This window comes from Streptococcus infantis, from assembly GCF_019929575.1.
Lineage (GTDB): Bacteria > Bacillota > Bacilli > Lactobacillales > Streptococcaceae > Streptococcus > Streptococcus infantis_L.
Window position 1 is genome coordinate 1 of record NZ_JAHZPU010000007.1, and the last position, 18863, is coordinate 18863.

At 40.0% G+C, this 18863-nt stretch carries 22 protein-coding genes; 21 read left to right on the forward strand and 1 reads right to left on the reverse strand.

Going from position 1 to position 18863, the window contains the following annotated elements:
* The first annotated feature begins 180 nt into the window (after window positions 1-180).
* From K1I67_RS03710 to K1I67_RS03765, 12 genes are all read left to right on the forward strand, one after another.
* Window positions 181-582 (forward strand): Spx/MgsR family RNA polymerase-binding regulatory protein, encoded by a 402-nt coding sequence (locus K1I67_RS03710; RefSeq protein ID WP_045763368.1) that lies wholly within the window; start codon window positions 181-183, stop codon window positions 580-582.
* Window positions 583-861 carry a UPF0223 family protein gene (locus tag K1I67_RS03715; RefSeq protein WP_223338824.1) on the forward strand — a complete coding sequence of 93 codons (279 nt, stop codon included), beginning with the start codon at window positions 583-585 and terminating at the stop codon, window positions 859-861.
* Window positions 851-1618: an inositol monophosphatase family protein gene (locus K1I67_RS03720; RefSeq protein WP_223338825.1), complete on the forward strand. Its 768-nt coding sequence runs from the start codon at window positions 851-853 to the stop codon at window positions 1616-1618. The genes K1I67_RS03715 and K1I67_RS03720 overlap by 11 nt, the downstream gene beginning before the upstream one ends.
* Before the next feature lie 6 nt (window positions 1619-1624).
* Window positions 1625-2938 (forward strand): RsmF rRNA methyltransferase first C-terminal domain-containing protein, encoded by a 1314-nt coding sequence (locus K1I67_RS03725; RefSeq protein ID WP_223338826.1) that lies wholly within the window; start codon window positions 1625-1627, stop codon window positions 2936-2938.
* A gap of 110 nt (window positions 2939-3048) precedes the next feature.
* Window positions 3049-3927 (forward strand): phosphate ABC transporter substrate-binding protein PstS, encoded by an 879-nt coding sequence (locus K1I67_RS03730; protein WP_223338827.1) that lies wholly within the window; start codon window positions 3049-3051, stop codon window positions 3925-3927.
* Window positions 3927-4844: a phosphate ABC transporter permease subunit PstC gene (gene pstC / locus K1I67_RS03735; RefSeq protein ID WP_006150773.1), complete on the forward strand. Its 918-nt coding sequence runs from the start codon at window positions 3927-3929 to the stop codon at window positions 4842-4844. Before K1I67_RS03730 ends, pstC begins: the two co-directional genes overlap by 1 nt.
* Window positions 4834-5718: a phosphate ABC transporter permease PstA gene (pstA, locus tag K1I67_RS03740; protein ID WP_000543058.1), complete on the forward strand. Its 885-nt coding sequence runs from the start codon at window positions 4834-4836 to the stop codon at window positions 5716-5718. Before pstC ends, pstA begins: the two co-directional genes overlap by 11 nt.
* A 10-nt stretch (window positions 5719-5728) precedes the next feature.
* Window positions 5729-6532 (forward strand): phosphate ABC transporter ATP-binding protein PstB, encoded by an 804-nt coding sequence (gene pstB / locus K1I67_RS03745; protein ID WP_000049858.1) that lies wholly within the window; start codon window positions 5729-5731, stop codon window positions 6530-6532.
* Window positions 6533-6544: 12 nt separating this feature from the next.
* Window positions 6545-7303 carry a phosphate ABC transporter ATP-binding protein PstB gene (gene pstB / locus K1I67_RS03750; RefSeq protein WP_223338828.1) on the forward strand — a complete coding sequence of 253 codons (759 nt, stop codon included), beginning with the start codon at window positions 6545-6547 and terminating at the stop codon, window positions 7301-7303.
* 11 nt (window positions 7304-7314) lie between these two features.
* Window positions 7315-7968 (forward strand): phosphate signaling complex protein PhoU, encoded by a 654-nt coding sequence (gene phoU, locus K1I67_RS03755; protein WP_223338829.1) that lies wholly within the window; start codon window positions 7315-7317, stop codon window positions 7966-7968.
* Window positions 7969-8059: 91 nt separating this feature from the next.
* Entirely contained in the window at window positions 8060-8527 is a 468-nt protein-coding gene (locus K1I67_RS03760) for an NUDIX hydrolase (protein ID WP_070458341.1), read from the forward strand.
* A gap of 117 nt (window positions 8528-8644) precedes the next feature.
* Window positions 8645-9460 carry an ABC transporter substrate-binding protein gene (locus tag K1I67_RS03765; protein WP_049504353.1) on the forward strand — a complete coding sequence of 272 codons (816 nt, stop codon included), beginning with the start codon at window positions 8645-8647 and terminating at the stop codon, window positions 9458-9460.
* Between the two features lie 118 nt (window positions 9461-9578).
* Here K1I67_RS03765 and K1I67_RS03770 read toward each other — a convergent pair whose 3' ends face one another.
* Complete coding sequence (locus K1I67_RS03770) at window positions 9579-10907, reverse strand: aminotransferase-like domain-containing protein (RefSeq protein WP_223338830.1); 1329 nt, start codon at window positions 10905-10907, stop codon at window positions 9579-9581.
* A gap of 330 nt (window positions 10908-11237) precedes the next feature.
* On the opposite strand from K1I67_RS03770, the gene budA reads away from it, so the two are divergent.
* From budA to K1I67_RS03815, 9 genes are all read left to right on the forward strand, one after another.
* Complete coding sequence (budA, locus tag K1I67_RS03775) at window positions 11238-11966, forward strand: acetolactate decarboxylase (RefSeq protein ID WP_075228280.1); 729 nt, start codon at window positions 11238-11240, stop codon at window positions 11964-11966.
* 12 nt (window positions 11967-11978) lie between these two features.
* Window positions 11979-12731, forward strand: coding sequence for a YhfC family intramembrane metalloprotease (locus K1I67_RS03780; RefSeq protein ID WP_223338832.1), 753 nt, complete (start codon window positions 11979-11981; stop codon window positions 12729-12731).
* Window positions 12732-12847: 116 nt separating this feature from the next.
* Entirely contained in the window at window positions 12848-13753 is a 906-nt protein-coding gene (gene murB, locus K1I67_RS03785) for a UDP-N-acetylmuramate dehydrogenase (protein ID WP_000217068.1), read from the forward strand.
* Between the two features lie 161 nt (window positions 13754-13914).
* Window positions 13915-15072, forward strand: coding sequence for an ABC transporter ATP-binding protein (locus tag K1I67_RS03790; protein ID WP_006150793.1), 1158 nt, complete (start codon window positions 13915-13917; stop codon window positions 15070-15072).
* Complete coding sequence (locus K1I67_RS03795) at window positions 15053-15859, forward strand: ABC transporter permease (RefSeq protein ID WP_223338834.1); 807 nt, start codon at window positions 15053-15055, stop codon at window positions 15857-15859. Before K1I67_RS03790 ends, K1I67_RS03795 begins: the two co-directional genes overlap by 20 nt.
* Window positions 15856-16629: an ABC transporter permease gene (locus K1I67_RS03800; protein WP_045763347.1), complete on the forward strand. Its 774-nt coding sequence runs from the start codon at window positions 15856-15858 to the stop codon at window positions 16627-16629. Before K1I67_RS03795 ends, K1I67_RS03800 begins: the two co-directional genes overlap by 4 nt.
* Entirely contained in the window at window positions 16626-17696 is a 1071-nt protein-coding gene (locus tag K1I67_RS03805) for an ABC transporter substrate-binding protein (protein ID WP_223338835.1), read from the forward strand. Before K1I67_RS03800 ends, K1I67_RS03805 begins: the two co-directional genes overlap by 4 nt.
* A gap of 141 nt (window positions 17697-17837) precedes the next feature.
* Window positions 17838-18089 carry a hypothetical protein gene (locus K1I67_RS03810; protein WP_061863298.1) on the forward strand — a complete coding sequence of 84 codons (252 nt, stop codon included), beginning with the start codon at window positions 17838-17840 and terminating at the stop codon, window positions 18087-18089.
* A gap of 273 nt (window positions 18090-18362) precedes the next feature.
* A complete protein-coding gene (locus K1I67_RS03815; protein ID WP_223338837.1) occupies window positions 18363-18848 on the forward strand; it encodes an LURP-one-related/scramblase family protein in 486 nt (161 codons plus the stop codon).
* Window positions 18849-18863: the final 15 nt, after the last annotated feature.

Genomic DNA, 18863 nt, shown 5'->3' on the forward strand with positions numbered 1-18863 from the left:
TATACTGTTTTTTGCAACTCTAGTATATCAGATGAACATGTCTTTTGTGTTGCACTTCATTTTACAACAGGGCAAAACCTATTTTTCTTGAAAAAGTAGGTTTTTTTACGGAAATAACTAGTCAAGCGCTTTATTTTTTTGTATAATAGGAATAGAAAAGTATGTAAAGAAGAGGAAAGCATGATTACACTATTTTTATCACCGAGTTGTACATCATGTCGTAAAGCAAAGGCCTGGCTCGAGAATCATAAAGTGCCCTTCCAAGAGCATAATATTATGACCAGCCCTTTAACGAGAAAAGAACTGCAACACATTCTTTCCTTGACCGAAAATGGTACTGATGACATCATCTCGACTCGTTCAAAGATTTTTCAAAAATTGAATATTGATGTAGAGAGTATCTCAGTATCGGAGTTGCTTCATTTAATTGAGCAGTATCCGAGTCTTTTGCGTCGTCCGATTATTATTGACGCAAAGCGGATGCAAATCGGTTTTAATGAAGATGAGATTCGTGCTTTTCTCCCTCGTAGTTACCGTAAACAAGAACTGAAAGAAGCTACATTGAGAGCTGGTATTAATTAGATGAATAAACAGTATAGTTACCCACTAGATTTGTCGTGGAGCACTGAAGAACTTGCTTCAGTGCTTTCTTTTTTTAATGATGTTGAAGCAGCCTATGAGACTAAGGTAGAGGCAAAAAAACTACTAGATTCCTATAAGGGATTCAAAGCGGTTGTTCCAAGCAAGAGTGAAGAAAAACGCTTGGGCCGTGAATTTGAAACTGCGAGTGGTTATTCCTTCTATCGAGCTGTCCAATTGGCCAAAGATCAAGGGGAAGGGAAGATTTCGCTTGGAAAATAAATTTATGTTTGCCAAAGAGATTGTCAAGGAAGCAGGAGCTTATATTCTAGCTCATATGCAGGAAGAATTGCATATTGAGAGAAAATCATCCCCTACAGACTTGGTGACTCGTTTGGACAAGGAAGTTCAGAATTTTTTAGTTGATAAGATTCGTTCGCGTTATCCAGATGACCAATTTTGTGCAGAAGAGGGATGTCTACGTGCTTCAGTTGGACATGGATCTGTTTGGGTCATTGATCCCATTGATGGTACCAACAACTTTGTCGCCCAAGGTGATGATTTTGCCATTATGGTAGCTTATTTTGAAAACGGCTTGGGCCAGTTTGGGATCATTTATGATGTCATGAAAGGTCATTGTTATCATGGAGGAGGTGCTTTTCAGGCCTGTCTCAATGAAGAACCCTTGCCTAGTTTTAAGGGTAAGCCCTTGCGAGATTTTCTAATTGCGAGTAATGCTGGCATGTTGGAAACAAACGCTTGGGGTGTCGCAGATTTGGGAAATGCTGCACTTGGGACACGAGTGTATGGCAGTGCTGCCATTAGTTTTGCTAAGGTGTTATCCGGTCGACTTTTAACTTATATCACTTATCTTCAACCCTGGGATTATTCAGCAGCGAGTATCATAGGTGAAAGTTTAGGTTATAAGGTTCTTACGATTGCTGGTGAGGAAGTTGATTTCAAAACACGGCAGGCCGTTATGATGGTACCAGTCGAGATGCAAGATGAAATTCAATCCTATATCTATGAAAGGAAATAATCTTAAATGCAATTTCCAGATGGATTTGTAAAAAAATATGAAACAATATTGGGAGATGAGGCAAGAGCTTTTCTTGCCTCTTTTGATGATGAGGCTGTTTCTGCTTTTCGTGTCAATCCCTTAAAAGAAAGTCAAGTTTCTTTTTCAGATGCTATTCCAAATACACCCTGGGGCTACTATGGGAAGGTTTCAGGAAAATCCCCAGAACATGTAACTGGCTTGGTCTATTCCCAAGAACCTGCCGCACAAATAGTGGCGCAAGTAGCTCAGCCAAGTCCTGGCATGAAGGTCTTGGACTTGGCAGCGGCTCCCGGTGGGAAATCCACTCAACTGGCCTCCTATCTAGCTGGTGAGGGGCTCCTCGTTTCCAATGAAATTTCAAGTAAGCGAGCAAAAATACTGGTTGAAAATATGGAACGTTTTGGTGCGACAAATGTAGTTGTAACTAATGAATCTGCCGATCGTTTGGCTAAAGTATTTAAAGGGTATTTTGACCTAATTGTTCTAGATGCGCCTTGCTCGGGTGAAGGGATGTTTCGTAAACAACCTGATGCCATGGATTACTGGAGTGTCGATTATCCTAGCCAGTGCGCTAGTTTACAACGTGAGATTTTAGCAGATGCGGTTACTATGTTGGCTGATGGTGGTCGTTTGGTTTATTCGACCTGTACTTGGGCGCCAGAAGAAAATGAAGAAATCATTAACTGGCTCATGGATAATTATGACTTTGAACTCATTCCAGTAGAACATATAAATGGTATGTCACAAGGAATCAACCAACCTGAGACAGCTAGAATGTACCCTCATCACTTTAAGGGAGAAGGTCAGTTCGTGGCCCATCTTCAGTTTAAAGGTCAAAACAAGGCTGGGAAGTTCAAATCTTCTAAATCAAACCTTTCTCGTGAACAGATTTCCTTATGGCAGGATTTTGAGAAGAAACATCTAAAAGAAAAACTGACTGGTGTTCTACAAGTTTTCGGTGACCAGCTTTATCTCTTGCCAGAAGTTCTACCAGACATTGGTAAACTCAAGATAGCTAGAAACGGACTCCATCTTGGAACCTTTAAGAAGAGACGTTTTGAACCAAGCTTTGCGCTTGGATTAGCTTTAAAACCAAGCCAAATCAAACAATCAATTGAAATTCGTCAAGAAGACTTTGTCAAATATGTGGCTGGTGAAACGGTCCAATTAGCTGAAATTCTTCCAAATGGTTGGTACCAAGTTTTGGTTGGTGGAAATGGTCTAGGTTTTGCAAAAGTGACCGGAAATACCTTGAAGAATTATTTCCCCAAGGGTTTGAGGTTTAAGGTAAATAACTAGTCAAAATCAGTATTTTATGTTATAGTGGAAGTATGGATTTTTCGTGAAAAACATTAGAAAATAAGGGCGAAAATCCGGGTTATTCATCATTATTTTCAAGGAGACAAATAGTGAAAAAATTTAAAAAACTCACCATCTCTCTTGCAACTCTTTTGCTTGCTGGGTCGCTAGCGGGATGTGCTAGTTGGATTGATCGTGGGGAGTCTATGACTGCTGTTGGATCAACAGCTCTCCAACCTCTAGTTGAAGCTGCCGCAGATGAGTTTGGCTCAAGGAATATCGGAAAAACAGTCAATGTCCAAGGTGGCGGATCTGGTACTGGACTATCTCAAGTTCAGTCAGGAGCAGTAGATGTTGGGAACTCTGATGTATTTGCTGAGGAGAAAGACGGGATTGATGCATCTGCCTTGGTGGATCATAAGGTTGCTGTTGCAGGCCTAGCTGTCATTATCAATAAAGAAGTAGATGTCGATAATCTAACGACGGATCAGCTCCGACAAATCTTCACAGGAGAAATTACCAACTGGAAAGAAGTCGGTGGGAAAGATTTAGCCATCTCTATAATCAACCGTGCGGCTAGTTCAGGTTCTCGTGCAACCTTTGATAGTGTGATCATGAATGGTCAATCAGCAATGCAAAGTCAGGAACAAGATTCAAACGGGATGGTCAAATCAATCGTTTCTCAAACCCCTGGAGCTATTTCCTACCTAGCATTTGCTTATGTTGATGATTCTGTTGGGACAATCAAACTCAATGGTTATGAACCAATTTCAGAGAATGTAACCACGAATAATTGGCCTTTGTGGTCTTATGAACATATGTATACACTTGGTGAGCCAAATGAATTGGTTGCCGAATTCTTAAACTTTGTCCTTTCAGACGAAGCTCAGAACGGAATCGTTAAAGGAATGGGCTATATTTCTATTAAGGAAATGAAGGTTGAAAAAGATGCTGCAGGAACTGTAACAGCGCTAGAAGGGAGTCAATAATGAACCAAGAAGAATTATCTAAAAAATTACTCTCTCCTTCAAAAAACTCTCGTCTTGAGAAATTAGGAAAAGGGCTAACCTTTGCCTGCCTATCTTTGATTGTTATTATTGTTGCAATGATTTTAATCTTTGTAGCCCAAAAAGGGTTATCTACCTTCTTTGTGAATGGTGTGAATATTTTTGATTTTCTCTTTGGTGCAACTTGGAACCCTTCAGGTAAGCAGTTTGGTGCTCTTCCAATGATTTTAGGTTCCTTTATCGTTACCATCCTATCAGCTCTGATTGCAACACCATTTGCAATTGGTGCTGCAGTCTTTATGACAGAAGTATCGCCAAAAGGAGCTAAGATTTTGCAACCTGCTATTGAACTTCTAGTTGGGATTCCTTCGGTAGTTTACGGATTTATCGGTTTGCAGGTCGTGGTACCATTTGTACGTAGTGTCTTTGGTGGAACAGGTTTTGGTATTTTATCAGGGATTTTTGTTCTCTTTGTAATGATCTTGCCGACTGTAACCTTTATGACAACTGATAGCTTACGGGCCGTTCCTCGTCACTATCGTGAAGCTAGTTTAGCCATGGGAGCGACTCGTTGGCAAACTATCTGGCGTGTAACCTTGAAGGCTGCTCGTTCAGGTATTTTTACGGCTGTAGTCTTTGGTATGGCGCGTGCTTTTGGTGAAGCCCTAGCGATTCAGATGGTTGTCGGTAACTCAGCAGTTGTTCCAACTTCATTGACGACACCAGCAGCGACTTTGACTTCTGTTTTGACCATGGGAATTGGTAATACCGTTATGGGAACTGTTGATAATAATGTTCTTTGGTCACTAGCCTTAGTATTGCTCTTGATGAGCTTGGCCTTTAACAGTGTGATTAAATTGATTACGAAAGAAAGAGGAAAGAAAAACTATGCACGCTAAGAAATTAGATAAACTTGCTACAGCTGTCCTCTATACCATCGCAGGAATCATTGTGACCATCCTTGCTTCCTTGATTCTCTATATCTTGGTTCGAGGCTTACCTCATGTTTCTTGGTCCTTCTTGACTGGAAAATCATCTTCTTACCAAGCAGGTGGTGGTATTGGAATCCAGCTTTATAATTCCTTCTTCCTTTTGGTCATTACCTTATTCATCTCTGTACCTCTATCAATGGGGGCTGGAATTTATTTGGCTGAATATGCAAAAAAAGGTCGTGTTACCAACTTCGTTCGTACCTGTATTGAAATTTTGTCTTCACTGCCATCAGTCGTAGTCGGTCTCTTTGGTTACCTCATCTTTGTAGTTCAGTTCGAGTATGGATTTTCCATTATTTCTGGTGCCTTGGCTTTGACTGTCTTTAACCTTCCACAGATGACGCGTAATGTTGAAGACAGTTTGAAACACGTTCACCATACGCAACGTGAGGCTGGTTTGGCGCTTGGGCTTTCTCGTTGGGAAACAGTTCTTCATGTCGTTATCCCCGAAGCCCTACCTGGTATTGTAACAGGTATTGTGCTTGCCTCAGGTCGTATTTTTGGTGAAGCTGCGGCTCTTATCTATACTGCAGGACAATCTGCGCCAGCTCTTGACTGGTCAAACTGGAATGTTCTCAGTGTAACCAGTCCAATCTCAATCTTCCGTCAAGCAGAAACCTTGGCTGTTCATATCTGGAAAGTCAACAGTGAAGGAACTATTCCTGATGGAACACTTGTTTCAGCAGGTTCTGCTGCGGTGCTCCTCATCTTTATCTTGATCTTTAACTTCGGAGCACGTAAACTCGGAAGCTATCTACATAAGAAATTAACCGCGGCCTAAAGGAGAAGCCATGTCAAAATATAATTGGGATGAAAGGCATATCATTACTTTTCCAGAAGAAAAAGTGGCCCTCTCTACGAAGGATTTACATGTTTACTACGGTAAGAATGAATCCATCAAGGGCGTGGATATGCAATTCGAAAAAAATAAAATTACGGCCTTGATCGGACCGTCAGGTTCTGGAAAATCAACCTACCTACGCAGTCTCAACCGTATGAATGATACCATTGATATTGCTAAGGTTACAGGACAAATTCTCTATCAGGGAATAGACGTCAACCGCCCTGAGATCAATGTTTATGAAATGCGTAAACATATCGGAATGGTATTTCAACGTCCAAACCCATTTGCTAAATCTATTTACCGCAACATCACCTTTGCACATGAACGTGCAGGAGTTAAGGACAAGAAGGTCCTTGATGAAATTGTAGAAACCTCTCTTCGTCAAGCCGCCCTCTGGGATCAGGTTAAAGACGACCTTCATAAGTCAGCCTTGACGCTTTCAGGTGGTCAGCAGCAACGTCTCTGTATCGCTCGCGCCATCTCTGTCAAGCCAGATATCCTTTTGATGGATGAGCCGGCGTCTGCCTTGGATCCGATTGCGACAGCCCAGCTTGAAGAAACCATGTTGGAGTTGAAGAAGGACTTTACCATTATCATCGTAACTCACAGTATGCAACAAGCTGCGCGTGCTAGTGATTATACAGGATTCTTCTATCTGGGTGACTTGATTGAGTATGATAAAACTGCAAATATTTTCCAAAATGCTAAGCTACAGTCAACAAATGACTATGTAACTGGACACTTTGGTTAGAGAGGAAATAGTATGACAGAACCGATTTTACAGGTTTCAGACCTGTCAGTCTATTACAATAAAAAGAAGGCCTTGAATAGTGTTTCCTTATCGTTCCAACCCAAGGAAATTACAGCCCTTATCGGTCCATCTGGATCTGGGAAATCAACACTTCTAAAGGCTATTAACCGAATGGGTGACCTTAATCCTGAAGTGACGACAACTGGATCAGTGGTTTATAACGGTCACAATATCTATAGTCCTCGTACGGATACAGTTGAATTACGTAAAGAAATTGGTATGGTCTTCCAACAACCCAATCCTTTTCCTATGTCTATCTATGAAAATGTCGTTTATGGTCTCCGTATAAATGGGGAAAAAGACAAGCAGGTTTTAGATGAAGCAGTGGAGAAGGCTTTACAACGTGCTTCAATCTGGGATGAAGTCAAGGACCGTTTGCATGACTCTGCTATTGGTCTTTCAGGTGGGCAACAACAACGTGTTTGTGTGGCACGTGTATTGGCGACTAGCCCTAAAATCATCCTCTTGGATGAACCAACTTCAGCCTTGGACCCTATTTCTGCTGGTAAGATTGAGGAAACCTTGTATGGTCTAAAAGACAAATACACCATGCTCTTGGTTACTCGTTCTATGCAGCAAGCATCTCGAATCTCCGATAAGACAGGCTTTTTCCTCAATGGAGATTTGATTGAATTTAACGATACCAAGGAAATGTTCCTCTATCCTCAACATAAGGAGACAGAGGACTACATTTCAGGTAAATTTGGATAAGGAGTGAGAAGATGTTACGATCTCAATTTGAAGAAGATTTAGAGAAATTGCATAATCAGTTTTATGCTATGGGACAAGAAGTTCTTTCCCAAATCAATCGTACCGTACGTGCTTTTGTAACGCATGACCGTGACATGGCTAAAGAAGTCATTGAGGAAGATGCAGAAGTAAACGAATACGAAGTTAAACTTGAAAAGAAATCATTTGAAATGATTGCCCTACAACAGCCAGTTTCACAAGACTTACGTACAGTTTTAACAGTTCTAAAAGCTGTGTCAGACTTAGAACGTATGGGGGACCATGCAGTATCCATTGCTGAAGCAACCATTCGTATGAAGGGTGAACAACGCATCCCAGCAGTCGAAGAAGAAATTAAAAAAATGGGTCGTGAAGTAAAAAACTTTGTTGAAGCCGCTTTAGAACTTTATTTGAATGGTTCTGTGGATCAAGCCTATGAAGTTGCAACCATGGATGAAAATATCAACCATTATTTTGATAATATTCGAGACCTAGCTACAGAAGAAATCAAAAAACATCCAGAAGCTATCGTCACAGGTCGTGATTATTTCCAAGTTATTTCTTACTTGGAACGCATCGGTGACTATGCAAAAAATATCTGTGAATGGGTTGTTTACTTTGAAACAGGTAAGATTGTTGAATTGTAAAGTATTCAAATGATAAAATTATTGTGAAAGCTTACTTTTTACTAGAGTAAGCTTTCATTGTATAGATAATTTACTTTGTCAGAGGTGAATAATGAACTACATACAGAATATAAGAAAAAAAGTTGGAAAAGATAAAATTATTTTAAATTTCACATGTGGAATATTAAGTCAATCAGGAAAAATATTATTACAAAAACGAGCAGATAAAGGAACTTGGGGATTACCAGGCGGAGCTATTGAATTAGGCGAATCGGCTGTAGAAGCGTTAGTTCGAGAGTTTTACGAAGAAACTGGACTGAAAGTGACAGTGAAAAAACTTTTAAATGTTTATACAAAATATTCAGATAGTTATCCAAATGGTGATGAGGCTCAAGTTCTTACAATTTTGTATTTAGTTGCATCTGAAACTTCTATCTCTAAAAATGTTTTTACGAGTGACGAAACTTTAGAATTAGGATTTTTTGAACATAGGGACATACAAAATATCACAATTGTAAACCAGCAACATCGAGATATGATAAATGATTTTTTTGAAAATAAGTTCCCAATAGATAGATAAACTAACCACTGAATTTCTATATTTTTTAATTATATTTTATGAAAATGCAAGAAAAACTTGACAAGTATTTCTGAATAAGTTATAATTATACAAAATTAATAGAGAGGTTGTTTATTTATGAATTTTAAAAAATGGATATTTGTCTTATGTAGTTTTCTTGCAAGCTTCTTATTGGTAGCTTGCCAATCGTCTAGCTCAAGCTCGCAGTCTGCAGTGGAGGCCATCAAGCAAAAAGGAAAATTAGTGGTCGCAACTAGTCCCGACTATGCTCCCTTTGAGTTTCAAGCACTTGTGGATGGTAAAAACCAAGTCGTAGGTGCGGATATTGACATGGCGCAAGCAATCGCTGATGAACTTGGAGTGAAATTGGAAATTTCAAGTATGAGTTTTGATAATGTCTTGACCAGTCTTCAAACAGGAAAAGCAGACCTAGCAATTGCGGGAATCAGTGCAACTGAAGAAAGACAAGAAGTCTTTGATTTCTCAATTCCTTACTATGAAAATAAAATTAGCTTCCTTATCAGAAAATCAGATCTTGAAAAATACAAGGATTTGGACTCTCTAGCAAGTGCTAATATTGCAGCTCAGAAAGGAACTGTTCCTGAATCTATGGTTAAAGAGCAACTTCCAAAGGCACAGTTGACTTCTTTGACAAACATGGGAGAAGCAGTCAACGAGCTCCAATCTGGTAAAGTTGATGCCGTTCATATGGATGAGCCAGTAGCACTAAGCTATGCTGCTAAGAACTCAGATTTGGCAGTGGCTACAGTAAGCTTGACTATGAAGGAAGGCGAAGCAAATGCTGTAGCTATCAAAAAAGGTAACTCAGATTTGAAGGAAGTAGTTGATAAGGTCATCCAAAAACTGAAAGATGACGGAACTTACCAAACTTATCTTGAAAAAGCTGCTAAGCTAACAGAAGTAGAGCAATAAAAAATAACAGAGGCTGGGACAAAAGTCCTAGCCTCTCAATTGTCTTTAGATTATCGAGCAAGACGCAGTGGTTGAGTGGGCTATACTACGCTGATTTCATCAGCTTTTACAGCCTTACTCAACTGTGCGGAGGTGGGACGACGAAATCGAATTCTAACGAATTACCGATTTCTGTCCCACTCTCTGTTTTTAAATAGCTTAATGTTGTTTCAATATTTTCGAGGGGAACTTTTGCAAAATGATAAGGACAAGTCCCTATGTAGGATGATTCGAAAAAGTCAAGATTTAATGAACTATGTTTGAGACTAGCAATCTTAGGATAGTTCCTGAGATCAAGCAAAAGACCATCATGAAGTGGATAGTTCGGTAGGGAAATGGGATACCTTTGTAAGAGCTGTTGGATGTGCTCCTGACTTTTTTCTTGCAGTGCCAGTCGTGCTAGTCTGTTTTTCTCAAAGAGTTGACTATCGATGTAGAGTGATAGAGCCTTTTGCATGATAAGGTTGTTATCGTAGTCGAGAATGTTTTTATAGGTCACAAAAGCTTCCTTGATAGTGTTTGGAAGAAGAAGGGCAGTGATTCGAAGGGCAGGAAAAAGACTGGTAGAAAAGGACTTGATATAGATGACCAAATCATGTTGGTCTAAATAATGAAAGGTTTGTCCCATTTTAGGATCCAAGTCCCCCAGATAGTCATCCTCAACGATATAAATCTGATATTTTGCAGCCAAGTCAAGGATGGCAAGTTTTTCCTCTTCAGAATATGAATGTCCCAGAGGATAGTGGAAACGGGGAATAGTATAGAAAAACTTAATCTTTCCGCTTTTAAAGTGTTCCTCAAGTTCGTTTAGGTCAATGCTGTCTACTCGACGGTCAATGGTTTGATAGGGAAGATTTTGAGCCAGTAGCAGCTGATTCATCCGATGATAGGTCGGTTGTTCGACCAGTATTTCCTGAGCTTGACCTGGAAAATCAATCTGAGAGAGAATAAAGAGTGCTTGTTGGGTTCCAGATGTCATGACTAATTGGTCTGCCTTACTATAAATCGCTTGATCAAAGAGTAATGTCTGAACGGACTGACGTAATTCTTCTAAACCCTCTTGGTGTTCATAGTAGTTGTAGAGATAATTTTCTCGCCCAATCAAGCTCTCATTAACGCACAGACGAAAATCATCATAGGCTGCTGCGTGTTCATCGTTAACTGAGATAATTAAGTCTTCATGACTGGTTTGTTGCTCCAATACATAATAACCACTTTGAGGTTTGGAGTAGATATATTTCTCGTATCGGAGTTCTAAGAGTGCGCGCTGTATGGTGTCTTTGCTACAGTGAAAATCTTGACTAAGTTTTCGGATAGATGGTAGGCGACTTCCAGTGGGAAATCTACCTGATTCTATCTCATTTTTTAGATAGTGAACGACTTGTTCATATTTGCTTTCTTGCTTCATCCCAGACCTCTCATGATTTTGTTACATTGTACCTTTTTTTTAGAAGTTTGGCAATGTTATACTCTTCGAAAATCTCTTCAAACCGCGTCAACGTCGCCTTGCCGTAGGTATGGTTACAGACTTCGTCAGTTCTATCCACAACCTCAAAACAGTGTTTTGAGCTGACTTCGTCAGTTCCATCTACAACCTCAAAACAGTGCTTTGAGCAACCTGCGGCTAGTTTCCTAGTTTGCTCTTTGATTTTCATTGAGTATTAAAAGGCAGTCTAGCATTCAATTCTAATCAGAAATGTGATATACTTAGTAAGTAAAATTTTCAAAGAAGAGTGAGATGATAAAGGTGCAAGAACCAGTTAAATTATTCCAATACAATACTTTGGGAGCCTTGATGGCGGGACTTTACGGTGGAACCATGACCGTTGGTGAATTGCTTGAACATGGTGATTTAGGATTAGGAACCCTGGATTCTATCGATGGAGAATTGATTGTCTTAGATGGGAAAGCATATCAGGCTAAGGGTTCAGGGGAGAAACCTGAAATTGTGGAAGTTTCACCAGATGCCTTGATCCCCTATGCAGCAGTTGTACCCCACCAGGCAGAAGTTATTTTCCGCCAGCGTTTTGAAATGACTGATCAGGAACTTGAAAAACGTATTGAGTCCTATTATGATGGAGAAAATCTTTTCCGTTCCATCAAGATTCATGGTGATTTTAAGCATATGCATGTTCGCATGATTCCAAAATCAACAAGCGAAACGAAGTTTGCTGAGGTTGCGACGCATCAGCCTGAATATAGCTGCGACAATGTTTCAGGAACTATCGTTGGTTTTTGGACACCTGAAATTTTCCATGGAGTTAGTGTTGCTGGTTATCATTTGCACTTCATTTCAGACGATCTAACCTTTGGTGGCCACGTTATGGACTTCGTTATCAAGGAAGGGATTGTAGAGGTGGGAGCTGTTGACCAGTTGGATCAACGTTTTCCTGTGCAAGATCGTCAGTATCTATTTGCTAAGTTTAATGTTGACGAGATGAAAAAAGATATCGAACAGGCAGAATAAAAGGAGTCAAATATGAAAATTCATGTAATAATAACGATGCTGGCCTTGTTTGCTATCCTTATAGCAGCTATTTGGTATGCAAGAAAGCAATACAAGATTAATTTTGCAGTTTTGGGCCTTGGGGCAGTTGCATTTTTTGCTTCTTCTCAAGTCTTGGAGAAAATCGTTCATCTCTTGGTTCTTCATCCACAAAAGGATGGGACAGTTCCACTCATGTCAGAAAATCCTCTTCTCTATGTGATTTATGGCATTTCTATGGCTGCTTTATTTGAAGAAACAGCTCGACTTATTTTCTTTAAATGGTTGGAGAAGAAAAGAACTTTGGAAGATTCAGATGCTCTTGCTTATGGATTGGGTCATGGTGGCTTGGAGTTGATCTATATCGGGATTGCAAGTTTACTCAATCTCTTCATCCTCTTTTCAGCCGTAGAATCTCAAAATCCAAACATTATGCAGCTCTTGCCTGAAAGTACGCTTGCTACGATTAACAATATAGCAGCATGGCAGATTTACCTTTTGGGACTAGAGAGAATCCTAGCCTTACTTCTTCAAGTCGGCTTGACCTTCTGGGTTTATCAAGCAGTTCGCCAAAAGAAATGGATTTACCTAGTAGCTGCTTATGGTTTACACGCCCTATTTGATTTGGCTCCGAGCCTATCTCAAGTTGGTTGGTTGTCAAATCCACTTCTCGTAGAAGGATTGTTAGCAGTGGAAGTTATTATTTTTATTTACTTTACAAAAACAATCTTTTATAAAAAGCAATAATACAAAAAAGAGGTTCATCCTCTTTTTAGTTTGAGCTTTTGAAAAGCTAACCAAATCATCGAAAAATAGAGCTAAAAATGGTATAATGGAATGAATTTTATAAAAGGATTAGAAAAATGACCGTATTAGATAAATTAAATGAAACCTTAGAAGGAATCGATATTCGATTCGATGAACCGCTAAAAACTTATACCTATACCAAAGTTGGAGGGAAGGCAGATTATTTAGTTTTTCCTCGTAATCGTTATGAGATGGCTCGTGTGGTAAAATTTGCCAATCAGGAAAACATTCCTTGGATGGTTCTTGGAAATGCAAGTAACATTATCGTCCGTGAGGGTGGAGTACGTGGCTTTGTAATCATGTGTGACAAGCTCAATAATGTTTCTGTTGATGGTTACACTATTGAGGCTGAAGCTGGAGCTAACTTGATTGAAACCACTCGTATTGCCCTCCGTCATAGCTTGACAGGCTTTGAGTTTGCTTGTGGAATTCCAGGAAGCGTCGGAGGTGCAGTCTTTATGAATGCTGGCGCCTATGGTGGTGAGATTGCTCATGTTCTTCAGTCTTGTCAAATCTTGACTAAGGAAGGTGAAATCGAAACCTTGTCTGCTAAGGACTTAGCCTTTGGTTATCGTCATTCAGCCATTCAAGCATCAGGAGCAGTAGTCCTATCTGCTAAGTTTGCCTTAGCTCCAGGTAATCACCAAGTTATCAAGCAAGAAATGGACCGCTTGACTCACCTTCGTGAACTCAAGCAACCTTTAGAGTATCCTTCATGTGGATCAGTCTTTAAACGTCCAGTGGGACATTTTGCTGGACAATTGATTGCTGAAGCTGGTTTGAAAGGATATCGTATTGGTGGCGTAGAAGTTTCAGAAAAGCATGCAGGCTTTATGGTTAATATTGCTGATGGAACTGCCAGAGATTATGAAGACTTGATTGAGTCTGTCATTGAGAAGGTTAAAGAACACTCAGGTGTTACTCTCGAGCGAGAAGTTCGTATCTTGGGTGAACATGAGTAAATACTAGAAATAGCTTAGCTGCTACTAACTAGAATGTAGAGGGGGTGAAAGCCTATCGTTAGTGCAGAAGAATGTAGGCAGTTCAATCTCCTACAAGAGGTAGTAGCGGCCTGACAGAGCCCTGATCTGTTAATCTATGAAAAAGAAGGAATAAATGACAATTGAAAAAACCAATCATCGAATTCAGAAACGTTTCTAAAGTTTTTGAAGATAGCGACACCAAGGTTCTCAAGGATATTAACTTTGAGTTGGAAGAAGGAAAATTTTACACACTGCTAGGAGCGTCTGGTTCAGGGAAATCAACTATTCTCAATATCATCGCAGGTTTGCTGGATGCAACGACTGGTGATATTTTGTTGGACGGCGTGCGAATCAATGATATCCCGACCAATAAGCGTGATGTTCATACAGTCTTCCAGTCTTATGCCTTGTTCCCGCATATGAATGTCTTTGAAAATGTTGCCTTTCCATTACGTTTGCGTAAGGTCGATAAGAAAGAAATCGAACGACGTGTATTAGAAGTTCTCAAAATGGTACAGTTGGAAGGTTTCGAAAAACGTTCTATTCGTAAGCTTTCTGGAGGACAACGCCAGCGTGTAGCTATTGCGCGTGCGATTATCAACCAGCCTCGTGTTGTTCTCTTGGATGAACCTTTGTCAGCCTTGGACTTGAAGTTGCGAACAGATATGCAGTACGAACTGCGTGAACTGCAACAGCGATTGGGCATTACCTTTGTTTTTGTTACACATGATCAAGAAGAAGCCTTGGCTATGAGTGACTGGATTTTCGTTATGAATGACGGTGAAATTGTTCAGTCAGGAACACCAGTTGACATCTACGACGAGCCAATCAACCACTTTGTTGCAACCTTTATCGGTGAATCAAACATCTTGCCAGGAACCATGATTGAGGACTACTTGGTCGAATTTAACGGCAAACGCTTTGAAGCGGTCGATGGTGGTATGAAGCCAAATGAACCGGTTGAAGTCGTGATTCGTCCAGAAGACTTGCGCATAACACTTCCAGAAGAAGGCAAGCTCCAAGTTAAGGTCGATACTCAGCTTTTCCGTGGGGTTCACTATGAGATTATCGCTTATGATGAACTCGGCAATGAATGGATGATTCACTCAACTCGTAAGGCCATCGTTGGTGAGGAAATTGGTCTGGACTTTGAACCAGAAGACATCCACATCATGCGTCTCAATGAAACAGAAGAAGAGTTCGATGCTCGTATCGAAGAGTACGTAGAAATCGAAGAGCATGAAGCAGGTCTGATTAACGCTATTGAGGAGGAAAGAGATGAAGAAAACAACCTCTAAACTCTTTGTAGTGCCCTACATGCTTTGGATTGCACTCTTTGTATTGGCACCCTTGATCTTGATTTTTGGGCAATCCTTTTTCAACATCGAAGGCCAGTTCAGTTTAGAAAACTATAAATCCTATTTTGCGTCGCAAAACTTAACCTATCTTAAAATGAGCTTTAACTCGGTTCTCTATGCAGGGATTGTAACTCTAGTGACGCTTCTTATCAGTTATCCAACAGCCCTCTTTTTGACTCGTCTTAAACACCGTCAACTCTGGCTCATGCTAATCATCTTGCCAACCTGGATCAACCTTCTCCTTAAGGCCTATGCCTTTATCGGGATTTTTGGTCAAAATGGTTCTATCAACCAATTCCTAGAATTTATCGGAATCGGTTCGCAGCAGTTGCTATTTACGGATTTCTCATTTATCTTTGTCGCAAGCTATATCGAGCTTCCATTTATGATTTTACCTATCTTTAACGTTTTGGACGATATGGATAACAATCTCATCAATGCCAGCTATGACCTTGGTGCAACCAAGTGGGAAACCTTCCGTCATGTCATCTTCCCTCTGTCTATGAACGGGGTGCGAAGCGGAGTTCAATCTGTCTTTATCCCAAGTTTGAGTCTCTTCATGTTGACTCGTTTGATTGGGGGGAACCGAGTGATTACTTTGGGGACTGCCATCGAGCAGAACTTCTTGACCAATGACAACTATGGTATGGGTTCAACTATCGGTGTTGTTCTTATCCTGACTATGTTTATCACTATGTGGGTGACTAAGGAAAGGAGAGAACGATGAAAAAATTATCGAATCTTTACCTAGCCTTTGTCTTTATCGTCCTTTATTTGCCAATTTTTTACCTGATCGGCTATGCCTTTAATGCTGGCGATGATATGAATAGTTTTACAGGCTTTAGTTTGTCTCACTTTGAAACCATGTTTGGAGATGGAAGACTCATGCTCATCTTGGTTCAGACCTTTTTACTAGCCTTCCTATCAGCCTTGATTGCGACTGTTATTGGGACTTTCGGTGCTATCTACATCTACCAATCACGCAAAAAATATCAAGAAGCCTTCTTATCACTCAATAACATTTTGATGGTTGCACCAGACGTTATGATTGGTGCCAGCTTCTTGATTCTCTTTACACAACTCAAGTTTTCACTTGGATTTTTGACAGTTCTGTCTAGTCATGTGGCCTTCTCCATTCCAATCGTAGTGCTGATGGTTTTGCCTCGCCTTAAGGAAATGAACGGTGACATGATTCATGCAGCCTATGACCTTGGTGCCAGCCAGTTCCAGATGTTTAAGGAAATTATGCTTCCTTACCTAACGCCGTCTATTATTGCAGGATACTTCATGGCATTCACCTATTCTCTAGATGACTTTGCTGTAACTTTTTTCGTAACGGGAAATGGTTTCTCAACCTTGTCAGTTGAGATCTACTCTCGAGCTCGTAAGGGAATTTCGCTAGAAATCAATGCTCTTTCAGCCTTGGTCTTTCTCTTTAGTATTATCCTAGTTGTCGGATATTACTTCATTTCACGTGAGAAGGAGGAGCAAGCATGAAACGACTCTATTCATTTTTAGCAGGAATTCTAGCGATTATCCTTGTCTTGTGGGGAATTTCTTACCATCTTGACAGTAAAATCAATAGTCGCGATAGTCAAAAATTGGTTATCTACAACTGGGGAGACTATATCGATCCTGAACTTCTGGAGAAATTTACAGAAGAAACAGGAATCCAAGTCCAGTACGAAACCTTTGACTCCAACGAAGCTATGTACACGAAAATCAAGCAGGGTGGAACGACTTATGATATTGCCATCCCAAGTGAGTACATGATTAACAAAATGAAGGACGAAGACCTTCTAGTTCCACTGGATTATAGTAAGATTGAGGGCATTGAGAATATCGGTCCAGAGTTTCTCAACCAGTCTTTTGACCCAAACAACCAGTACTCTATCCCATACTTCTGGGGGACCTTGGGAATCGTCTACAATGAAACTATGGTGGAAGAAGCGCCTGAACATTGGGACGACCTTTGGAAGCCAGAGTATAAAAACTCTATTATGCTTTTTGATGGGGCGCGTGAAGTACTTGGTTTAGGTCTTAACTCGCTAGGTTATAGCCTCAACTCTAAAGATCCACAGCAGTTGGAGGAAACGGTAGATAAGCTCTATAAGCTAACACCGAATATCAAGGCTATTGTAGCCGATGAGATGAAGGGTTACATGATTCAGAACAACGCTGCTATCGGTGTGACCTTCTCTGGTGAAGCCAGCCAGATGCTTGAGAAAAATGAAAATCTCCGCTATGTCGTACCGACAGAAGCAAGTAACCTCTGGTTTGACAATATGGTCATTCCCAAAACAGTCAAAAACCAAGACGCAGCATACGCCTTTATCAACTTTATGTTGAAACCTGACAATGCTCTTAAGAACGCAGAGTATGTCGGCTATTCAACACCAAACAATGCTGCTAAGGAAATGCTCCCTGAGGAGACAAAAGAGGACAAGTCTTTCTATCCAGACGCAGACACTATGAAACACCTAGAAGTTTATGAGAAGTTTGACCATAAATGGACAGGAATTTACAGCGACCTCTTCCTACAATTTAAGATGTATCGGAAGTAGGAGTATATAAAACAAAACGAACCAGTCAAGCTGGTTCGTTTTTTGAATAGTTGTATAACTGTATATTTTTACTATCCTATTTGCTTATTTTATAGCCTAGTAGTATACTAAGTTTATAATAATAGAAAGCGGTAACAAATCATGAAAATGTCTACTTTTTTCAAAAAAAGTTACTGGCCAACCTTTTTAATTGTTAACGAAACAATTATACTATTTCATTTAAAGGATGGCTTGGATCGGCAATATCTAACAACGGATTCCATACATTTGGTAATAGGGTTCTTTATATTTGCAAATATTTTCGTATTTATGTATAGCAATTCGAAAACTTGGAATAAAAGTTGGGATAAAAAGAAAAATGGCAGTAAGAAAAAATATATCCTGAAAAAGTAATCAGGGATGTAGGGAGTTGGTTATTTAAATGAGGATTATTTCCAGTTGACGCAGGCTTAAAAAAACGATATAATAAGAAAGTTGAGAATTGATTTTCTCTCCATCTTAGTTCAGAGAATTGGCGGTGCTGCGAGCCATCTAAGATAGAAAATCATGCTACTCAATCCAACAATTGCATAAGAATCAAAGAATGACAAGTTCATTGAATGAAGGTGGTACCGCGGTTTTTCGCCCTTCGTGATATGGATTTGTCTTTTATTTTTGGAGGTGCTTATGAGAAGATTTCTTGTCAAACAAAAATTTCGCCTAGGTGGTGAACGCTTTGATATCAAGGATGAAATGGGCAATGTCGCCTATCAGGTTGAAGGTTCTTTCTTTAAGATTCCAAAGACCTTTACTATCTATGATGCAGTGGGTGAGCAGGTTAGTGAGATTAGCAAAGAAGTCTTAACTTTCCTACCACGTTTTGAAATTCAACTGAGTAACGGCGATCATTTTTATATTCGGAAGAAGTTGACGTTCTTTAGAGATAAGTATGAATTTGACAATCTCGGTCTTCGTATCGAAGGAAATGTCTGGGATTTGAATTTTAAATTGCTGGACGATCGTGACCAAGTGATTGCTGAGATTGCCAAGGAACTTTTCCATTTAACCTCTACCTACACCGTAACCGTCTATGACGAATCTTATGCAGACCTAGTCATTTCCCTCTGTGTCGCTATCGACTATGTGGAAATGCTAGAAAGCCAATCAAATTAGTAAAAAGGAGATACA